The sequence below is a fragment of the Okeania hirsuta genome, from assembly GCF_003838195.1.
GTDB classification, from domain to species: domain Bacteria; phylum Cyanobacteriota; class Cyanobacteriia; order Cyanobacteriales; family Microcoleaceae; genus Okeania; species Okeania hirsuta.
In genome coordinates, this window is sequence record NZ_RCBY01000249.1 from 1 (window position 1) to 10,109 (window position 10,109).

The 10,109-nt window shown below is 34.1% G+C and carries 6 protein-coding genes and 1 pseudogene; 6 read left to right on the forward strand and 1 reads right to left on the reverse strand.

What is annotated here, in order from left to right; all coding sequences use genetic code 11:
* Positions 1–188 precede the first annotated feature (188 nt).
* Complete coding sequence (locus D5R40_RS36125) at positions 189–332, forward strand: hypothetical protein (protein ID WP_161565078.1); 144 nt, start codon at positions 189–191, stop codon at positions 330–332.
* A 609-nt stretch (positions 333–941) separates the two neighbouring features.
* Here the strand turns inward: D5R40_RS36125 and D5R40_RS26790 are convergent.
* Positions 942–5,339 carry a response regulator gene (locus tag D5R40_RS26790; RefSeq protein ID WP_240041663.1) on the reverse strand — a complete coding sequence of 1,466 codons (4,398 nt, stop codon included), beginning with the start codon at positions 5,337–5,339 and terminating at the stop codon, positions 942–944.
* Between the two features lie 237 nt (positions 5,340–5,576).
* On the opposite strand from D5R40_RS26790, the gene D5R40_RS26795 reads away from it, so the two are divergent.
* The 5 genes and pseudogenes from D5R40_RS26795 to D5R40_RS26815 all read left to right on the forward strand — a co-directional run.
* On the forward strand, positions 5,577–7,229 hold the full coding sequence (locus D5R40_RS26795; protein ID WP_124155470.1) for a sensor histidine kinase: 1,653 nt from the start codon (positions 5,577–5,579) through the stop codon (positions 7,227–7,229).
* 828 nt (positions 7,230–8,057) lie between these two features.
* Positions 8,058–8,441: a PAS domain S-box protein gene (locus tag D5R40_RS26800; RefSeq protein ID WP_275670427.1), complete on the forward strand. Its 384-nt coding sequence runs from the start codon at positions 8,058–8,060 to the stop codon at positions 8,439–8,441.
* The gene (locus D5R40_RS26805) at positions 8,414–8,794 is read left to right on the forward strand and encodes a PAS domain S-box protein (protein WP_124146439.1); all 381 of its coding nucleotides are present in this window, start codon (positions 8,414–8,416) and stop codon (positions 8,792–8,794) included. Before D5R40_RS26800 ends, D5R40_RS26805 begins: the two co-directional genes overlap by 28 nt.
* Positions 8,795–8,902: 108 nt before the next feature.
* Positions 8,903–9,205 carry a PAS domain-containing protein gene (locus D5R40_RS26810; protein ID WP_205127480.1) on the forward strand — a complete coding sequence of 101 codons (303 nt, stop codon included), beginning with the start codon at positions 8,903–8,905 and terminating at the stop codon, positions 9,203–9,205.
* An 11-nt stretch (positions 9,206–9,216) separates the two neighbouring features.
* A pseudogene (locus D5R40_RS26815) lies at positions 9,217–9,357 on the forward strand (diguanylate cyclase domain-containing protein); the annotation flags it as partial.
* Between the last annotated feature and the right edge of the window lie 752 nt (positions 9,358–10,109).

Genomic DNA, 10,109 nt, shown 5'->3' on the forward strand with positions numbered 1-10,109 from the left:
GAGGAAAGAGGGAAGAAAGAAGAACAACTGGAGTTGAAGGAGAAAGTTTTTTTATAACTAATTATCCGGACATGATATAAGTCAGTATTATAAGTCAGTATTAAATGTATTAGGGAGTTTCAACAAAGCTCCCTTCTTTATTTAGGGATATTTTATTTTCATTGCAGGTGCAAAGAAATTAAACAACTGTGTTTTTTAAAGTTGCAACAAATGTATTGATTCTCAAGCGATCGCGAGAAAATGAGAAAATACTTATCCCACTTGATTCGGCAAGGGGTCTCCCGTTATCATCGGGCGATTTAACGGGAGGGGAATTGCCAACAGCAAATTAAACAGGTTACGCAAATAGGTTAGGACGTTTATAAATGCTCAAACTTAGTCAGGGATGACTTCTGACTTCTGTAGAGGCGAATGGCCATTCGCCCCTACTAACTTATGACTTGCCCGTAGCGCTATACTTTCCAGTAAACCTCTTTTAAAATAAAAAAAACCCTCTGATTGTTGAGGGTCTTAATTACCAATAAATATTTAGGCTTTTATTTAATTACTCTCTTCCAGCCAGAAGATTACCGATAATGTAATTTAAATACTACACAAATGTAACTCAGTCCCCAAGATGATTAAATCTTTACCAAATCGGGTATTTCGGTTATGCGATCGTTAATTATTAACAAAACCTACCTAAAACCCATGAATAAATATTGTACTGTGCAATTAATGGTGATGGGGGTGGGTTTATGATATTAATTTTGGGTATCATAATTGAACAGATGAACCCACCCCTACGAGTTGATTTTTGTGACTATTAATCATATTTCCTATTCCTTTGATATTAAATTGTTTCGGAAATAAAAATATATTTTCAGTTAGATTATTGGGTTGGGGGCGGGTTCATCTGAATAATTTGTAACAGCATTAACTTAACGCCGAACCTGCCCCTACTATTTCTGTCGCTCTATTTTCAAGGCAGCAATAACTTTTTCATACTCCACTTTAACCTGAGAAAAAATCTCTATTGCTTCTGCTGGAGTAGAATTTTCTGACTCATAAGCTAAACGAGCCATAATTTCTAATTCTTGACAAATTTTATAAAGAATCATTGCTCCTAGAGTACCACTAATAGACTTGAGAGAATGAGCAGCATTCTTAAGTATAAGTGGATCGGCTTGATTAATAGCAATATTAATATTCTCCAGAAGTTCGGGAGAAGTATCTAAATAAATATCTATTACTTCATCTAGAGCTTCTACTTCTTTTAACTCTTCTATTACCTTACTCTCAAGAATAGTCTGTTCTGTGAAAATGTGATTATCGTCTGGAACAGTTGCTGGAGATAAATTTGATTGTGGGAAAGTCAATTTTTCCTTTCCTTCTGACACAACAGACTTAGCTTTACTTAAAGCTTCTATAAGTTGCTCCATCCGTATTGGTTTACTAATATAATCATCCATTCCTGCAGCTATACATTCTTCACGATCGCCCTGCATAGCATTAGCTGTCATAGCAATAATTCGAGGTCTTCGCTGAGAAACTTTTTCAGGATGTTCTGTGATATTTTCATATTTTTGCCGAATACGACGAGCAGCTTCTAGGCCATCCATCAAAGGCATCTGTACATCCATCAAAACCACATCATAAGGCAAACTAAATACAGCTTCTAAAACTTCTAAACCATTACTAGCAACATCAGCACGATATCCCATGCGTTGTAAAATTTGTAAAGCTACTTTTTGATTAACTAAATGGTCATCTGCTAATAATATTCGCAGCGGTAATTGTTCTGCTAATAAAGGAATAGTTTGAGAATTCCATTTACTATTATTGTTTGTGATTCTAATTTCAATACCTTTACCAGAAAAAATATTTAGTAAGATTTCATAAAGCTGAGATTGTTTAACAGGTTTATTAATAATGGCTGCAAATAATTGATAAAAATCATTAATTTCTTGCCTACGGAAAGAAGTCAAAATCACTAGAGGTAAATCCCGATACATTGGATTTTGACGAATTTTATTTGCTAAAGTTAAACCATCAATTTCAGGCATCTGCATATCTATAATTGCTAGATCAAATTTGTACTTTTTAGTCATTAAATCTAAAGCATGAGTAGCATTTTCAGCAGTGCTAACTACCATCCCCCAAGATTCAGTTTGTTTCAACAAAATTTTTCTATTTGTAGTATTATCATCAACTATTAGTATTTTTTTGTCTATTAAACTATGTCGATTATTATCTAAATAATTAGTTTGAATTAATTGATCTTTGACAGTTTTAATGCTACATTCTGTGACTATTGTAAAATAAAAATTTGAACCTAATTTTTCGTTGATATACTCTAATTTTTCATCTAAAAACTTATAGCCTGCTGGGGGATTACCTCCAACTGCACCCATACTTTCAACCCACATTTGACCACCCATCATTTCAGCTAATCTTTTACTAATAACTAGTCCTAAACCTGTACCCCCATATTTCCTACTGGTAGAAGAATCAACTTGACTAAAAGACTTAAATAAACGATTCATGCGAGTAGCAGGAATACCAATACCTGTATCTCTGACTGAAAATTGTATTTCATATACGGGAAAAATATCACAATTATCAAATTCTGAGCTATTTTTTGCCTTTAAATTCTGTGAATTTTCTTCTGCTTCTAGCCGTCTACTGCTAACAGAAACTAATACCTCGCCATTAGAGGTAAATTTCACAGCATTGCTCAAAAGATTAACTAAAATTTGACGTACCCGAGTAATATCTCCGATAATAGTAGTTGGAGTTTCTGGAGAGATGAAATAGACAAGTTCTAAATTCTTTTCACTAGCTTTTGCTGCTAACAAGTCAACAGATTCTTCTAGACAATGTTGTAAATCAAAAGGATTTGCTTCTAAATCTAGTTTCTCAGATTCTATTTTTGAGAAATCAAGTATATCATTAATGAGTGTAAGTAAAGTCTCACCACTACTACGAATAGTCTGGACAAAATCTTTTTGGTCTGTTTTGAGAGGAGTATCTAATAGTAAACCAGTCATGCCAATAACTGCATTCATCGGGGTTCTAATTTCATGGCTCATAGTAGCTAAAAATTCACTTTTTGCTCTAGTTGCAGCGAGTGCTTCATCTCTAGCTTTTGCTAAATCATTAGCGGTTTGTTGACGTTCTAATTCTCCACCTATCCACTGAGCCATTAGTTTTAATAACTCTTTATCTACAGCTTTCAAAGGTTCATTTAAGGCTTTAGGACTCCAGAAATTGAGAGTCCCATAAACTGAGCCGCCCACCATAACTGACGTTCCCATATAAGCCTCGATTTGGAAAGCCATATCTACTGTGATACAGAAACCTGAATATTGAATAGATTCAAAACATATTGGATCTTCTGCTATTGCTGTAAAAATAAATGTTTTTTCTAAGTCAAATTCTTCTCCTTTCAAAATAGAATTATCTGGAGTTTTAGCTGCAACAATAGTATATTTATTATCTTCAATTCTAGACAATACTCCTATTTCTAGGCCGAATTTTTGACAGCCCATTTCTAATAATTTTTGGAGGCGGTCATAAAAACAGAAGATAATTCTATTATCTTGATTTGTACCTTGACAAGGAGTAGAAGTTATTTCGTACAATCTCCGAATAGCAGCTTCACTTTCTTGTAATTCTTGTTCTCTTTGTTTACGGTCAGAAATGTCACGAGAAACTGCAATTATTTCTTGTACTTTCCCCGTTTCAGGATCGCGAATTGTACGAGCGGTGGTTTCGAACCAAATATATTTACCTTTTTGACAAAGAACGCGGTAGGCAATAGTGTAAGTTACGGGATTGTTAATAATAGTGTGATAAGCTTTGGCAATTGCTTTAATATCTTCAGATGCAAAAAACTCTTTTGGATGAGTACCAACAATTTCTAATGGAGAATATCCCATCAGGTTGCGACAAGCGGGGGATACATAAAGGAAAACCCCATCTGGAGAGTGACGAGAAATCATATCAGTGGAGTTTTCTGCCATTAGTCTATATCGTTCTTCGTTGTCTTGAGATTCAAGTTGAGAATGTTGTAAAGCTTCTAGCATTTTATTCATAGTCTGAGCTAGGTTTGACAACTCATCATCCCCTGGCATTGGTACGCGCATTGAAAGGTCTCCACTAGAAGCTATTTTATTAACTATTTTGTTTAATTTTGAAATACGAGAGACTAACAATTTTTCTCTGAGTGCCAGCATAACGATCCCAAAAACTAGACCTACTATTACCGATGAAAAAATAAAGTAACTCCAAAACGAGGGACTGTGGTGGCGGATAATTCGATCTACTTCTCTTTGTAAAATTAGAGGAGGTTGAGTATCGATATCTTTGACAGTTCTATAACCATTTACTCGATCGGAATTGAGCGGTTCTAGGACTATTTCTGAAGTTTTCAGTTGCCGATCAATTTGTTGCGAGTTATTTTCCCACCGACTAAAAGTTAGTGATAATTTTGTTAATTCAGCTAACTTTGCTATTGTTGCATCATTTAGATAGCACCCAACAATGAGGATGTTATTGTTTAGATGGCGTTGGTGAAAAGAGGTATGATGTCTTGTCCGGATAAGAGCGCAAACAAAAAACTTTCTCCCTCTACGACTCTTTCTTCTTCTTTCTTTCTTCCTGACTCGGTCCGACTGACTTCCCCTCCTGGGAGGGGGAGGGGCGAGGGGTGGGTTGACTCCTAAATAATTAAGATTAATATCATACACTAATTCACCAAGGACGTTTAGACTATCTATTTCATTCAAAATAGGAGTATCAGCGATCGGGAGATAAGTTTCTGGTAAAAGAATAATACCTGTTTGCTGACTTATATTTTTACCTATCGGTAGATATTTTTTTAAGTTCTCAGATATTAGTATTTCTGTTTGTTGACTTCCATCGAATTCTTGACTAAATAAAATTTCTCCTCGAGCATTAAGTAGTAATAGAAAGTTCAGTTTTTGATTAATCCAAAAATTATCGAATGAATTAAAATCAATAAATTTATTTATATTATTGGACTCTAGTTTATTCTGATCAACTAACTTTTTTGATAAGGCAAATATTCTATCCTGTTTTACTTTTACAGATAAATTAGACATCTCATCATCTAATAGATTTAATGCCCTTGCTACATCTAGATAAACGTAATCGACTTCCAAATTTTGGCAGCCATAAAACAATATCATTGATGCTGTAATAAACAACACCACTATCAAACTAGCCATCGCCGTACTAATAACTATTAATGTTTTTTGACGAAGTTTCATCGGGTCTTTCCCTATTGCTCTTATGCAACAAACCACTACAAATTCTTGTAACTCTTGTTGGAACATAAGAATTATGAATTAGTGATTCGCTTTTCCCTAATGGTTACTACCCTAGACATGATTGTGTCTAAAAGTGTTCTTTAAATTTTCTATCCTAGAAATAGTTTCCTAATTACAGCGTAGCAATTTCAAATAGCAAAAGGTATGAATATCTCCACAAAATTATCAGGGTTTTCTCAGGATATGTAGCTAAATTAATGACAATTGTAGTTTAAATATTTTTTACCCATAATTAAGTTTAAGATGAAGTTTATCGCTAAATGGCCGAAAAATCTCAAATTAGGGCGGTGGAAACTCGAGCCATCTTCTTTGCAGACACGCCTAACATTGGGTATTGCATTATTTTCAGTATTAGGACTAGGGAGTGTAGCCTTGTGGACAAGTTGGAAGATGCAGCAATTGTTGATAGTCACTCATAAGCATAACATTGAGCAGATAGCTGAACGTTTTCCCAGAGATGTTGAAATGTACAGTGAAACGTGGTATGTCAAGAAAAGTTTACAGAAAGCTATTGATAATTTAACATTGGCCAATGTATTTATTTGGGTCAAAAATCAGCAAGGTACTGTGATAGTTCAATCACAAAATTTCCAGAGTGACAGTGACCATTTTGTTTTAAAATCTTTAGCTGAAATGCCCTCAAAACCCTTAGTTTATCCAATAAATGGACGCTATTTTGTGTTTTGTGGTGGTCCTTTAACAGTTAATGGGATGAATGTTGGTAAACTTTATATCGCTCTAGACATTTCCCGCGATCAAAAGATGCTAGTGACGATGGTTATGAGTTTAAGTGTGGCGAGTATTTTGGCAATAATTGGAGTAACACTTGCTATAACTGTCTATATTCAACGTTCTCTCATACCTCTGCGTCATATTAGTCAACTTGCTGATAATGTTAATGCCGATATTCTAGATCGAGCAACAGTTTCTTTAGAACGCGCTCCTAGTGAAGTTAAGGAGTTGGCGAGAACTTTAGATACTATGTTGGGCCGGTTGTCTGATTCTTGGGAACAGCAAAGGCAGTTTGTGAGTAATGTTTCTCATGAGTTAAGAACTCCTTTGACTATTGTTTCTGGTTATCTTCAGAGTCTTTTGAGAAGGGGTAATAATTTAACGGAGATTCAGAAAGAAGCTATTTCGATAGCTTCTGGGGAAGCACAACGTACTGTTGAATTATTGAAAGATTTGCTGGAGTTAGCTAGAGCAGATAGTGGACAAATTCATTTTCATTTAGAAGCGGTTGTACTGAATGATTTGGTAGCAGAAGTAGTGGAAATGGCTAAACAGTTTAGTGGTCGAGAAATTATTCTGAGGTTTGGTAATGGAAGTGATTTTGTTAATCTAGAGCAAATATTTAGTGATAATAAAAATTCAATTATTACAGAAAAAAGTAATCTAGTCTCTGCCCAGATTGGCAACTCTAAAAAACTAAGTTTAGAGCAAAATATCAATAATAATTATATTGCTAGTAAATTAAGTTTAAAATCAAAAAATATTGTCGGTAAATCACAATATCAGATTGATAAAACTATAAATTTATCGTTAATTGAAGTCATGGTAGACCGCAATCGCTTCAAACAGGTTTTACTAAATTTAATTGATAATGCTGTTAAATATTCTGGTGAAGATTCTCCTATAATTTTAAATTTGTGTCAACAAAGTGGTGAAGCGATCGTTCAGGTATGTGACAAAGGTCAGGGTATTTCTTTATCACAACAAGCTAAGATTTTTGAACGTTTTTATCGAGCGGATGAAGCTAGAAATCGTTCTGGTGGAGCTGGTTTAGGTTTATCTATTGTTAAAACTTTGGTAGAAGGAATGGGAGGAACTATTCAAGTTTATTCAAAGTTAGATCGAGGCAGTATATTTACTGTGAAATTTTCAGTGAAACAATAGCTTTTGTTGTTTGCAATTATAGCGGTTTTCACATAGTATATACTACAGCTATCAAGTATTTTTATACTCCCTATTCCCTGCTGCTTGTTCCTTAGCTCCCGCGCGCAAAAATAATTTTGTAGTCTACTTAAATGAAAAGCGCTGTAAGCATTTATCTTTTTCTTTTGGGTTTAATACCCCGCTATCTACACGCTGTTTACAATTGGTTGGGGTTTGTAGATACAAAGTGCTAGGTCGTTGACTATACCCATCCACTTTTTCCTTCTTCCTTATTCCTTCTTCAAGGAAATTGATTTGTACAGCTTAATTTTAATCTTTCCCTGTTTCGGAAAATTCTCTAATACCAATTTGATAAATATTTGCTACAAATAACTAGATTATTTATTAGGAGTCAGGAGGGAATAAAGAAGCAAGAATGAAGAAGCAAGAATAAAGAATAAAGAGGAGAAAAAGAAGACAGAGGAGAAAAAGGAGAAAGTTTTTTTTATCACTAATTATCCGGACATGATATAACAATCTTATTTGAGTTTTTAGGTCTTCTAGACTTTTAGGAAACTCTTAACTGGAAATAGGAAATAGGGAATGGGAAACACCGAAGCAATAAAATTTTTATCAATCATTCCTAATTACTATATATAGCAATCTTATTTGAGTTGTGAGATATTGTAGATTCTAGGGAATAGCGGTGTGACCCTGCATCGGCGTTAGATGCAAGCGATCGTTAGCGCAGCTTCCCGTAGGGTGGGATGGCGTTTTGCTCCGCAAAATATCAATCTTTCAAGAAATTGTACAAAATGATAGTACAAAAAAATCTCCTATTATGTTGATATAACAAAATGCAAAAAAACTGAAAAAAAATTAAAAAATTCAGAGTTTAAGTACCGTGCATTTATGCAAGATGTGGGTGAGGCAATTTTAATTGCTGATTTACAGGGAAAGATTATAGAAGCTAACTATAAAGCTACAGAAATATTGGGTTATCACAGAGAAGAACTTGTGCAAATGCACGCCAAACAAATCCATCCACCAGAAATACACCAAAAAGTAATAGCGACAATACTGGAAACAGCAAAAAATGGCAAAAATTTTATACCAAATATTCTAGCTTTGAGGAAAGACGGCAATTGGATTTGGATAAATATTATCATTTTCTTTGTGGGTTTAATACCCCATCGTCAACGGGGGTGTTCAAAATTACTTGGGGGAGCGTAGACGCGGAGCGGCCCTTCGTTGACTATCCCCATGTAATTTTCCTTCTGTCTCCTGTCTCCTGTCTCCTGTCTCCTGTCTCCTTCTTCAATTATAAAATTATTCAGTTAGAGAATGATGAAAAATTTTATCAAGTAATTTTTCAAGATATCACTTCCTATGTTTTAGCTGAAGCAGTAATAAAAGAAAGTGAAGAAAAATTTCGTGCGACTTTTGAACAGACTTTAATGGGAATATTTTTTGCTACTTTATCAGGAAAAATATTCCGAGTTAACCAAGTATTTAGGAATATTTTTGGATATAGTAATGCCGATTTATCAAAGTTAAACTTGGTGGATATTATTTATGCAGAATAACGGCAAGATTCTCAAATTAATTTACGCTCTCTTCTGGCATAAAATATACAAAAATATTCAACTGATAACCATTTAATTCACAAAAAAGGTAAAATTATTTGATCATATTTGAATATATATTTAATCAAAACTTCCCAAGAACCAAAATATTTAATTGACTTGATTAAAGATATTACTGAGCGTAAACAAATGGAATTAGATTTAAAAAAAAGTGAAGAACGTTGGAAATTAGCGTTGCGCGGTAATAATGATGGTATATGGGATTGGAATATTAAAACTAATGAATGTTTTTATTCAACCCGTTGCCAAGAAATTTTAGGTTATACAGAAACGGAGATTTTTAATCATGTAGATGATTGGAAAAATCGTATGTATCCTGATGATATTAATTTAGTAATACAGTCTATTTAAGAACATCAAGTTTAGGAGTATCTAGTATTATCCCATTTACTGAAGCCACTTATCAAAGTTTAATTGCAGGAGCAGATCGAGCACTTTATCAAGCAAAAGAAAAAGGTAGAAATCAGGTGATTCCTTATGTAGGTGATATAATTATTAATTAACTAAAAGATCGAACTTAAAATTTAAAATTATATTTTATAATTTTTGACAAGTCTTCCTATCCGACTCAGGAGACTAATATCAAATCCCGTAGTATTGGTGTAATTAGATAAAGAGTGCGGGGACTCACCCCTAACCCCTCCCAGGAGGGGGAAATCTTGAAAGATTTGGCAATGGCGCTCAGATGGAAAATTTTTTTAGACCAAATTCAAAGGATTTGATATAGCTTATTAAATGCCTTTTTATATCATGTCTCTTTAAATAACCGCTTCGGAAAAATTTAGGGAGTAGGGAGTAGGGAGTAGGGAGTAGGAAGTAGGGAACAAGGGGAAATTTAAAAAATATTTTCTCTCAAGAGAAGAACATTTTTATTATGGCTAATTAATGAGACTTGATATTGCTACTTAGTATTGATGACTGACTACTCTCGTTCCTGCTAATACTAATTTGATGTGAGACTGCACAGAATGAGGTATTAGGTCGTATATCTTAGGTATTGGGTGTTATATCAAATACGGTTGAATATTTATTATATAGTTGGGAGCGGCGGAGTGAGGGAGTAGGGGAGTAGGGGAGTAGGGGAGTAGGAGGAGGTTAAATATTGAAGTAATACCAATTTCATAAACTGAAACAACACTTGTAAAAGTATCTATCAAGCTTGAAAACTAAGGTGTCAAGTTATGTTTAGTCTGACTTTAGGAAATTGGTATAATTATAGGATTATAAACAGATATTATATAACAGGATTCTATGT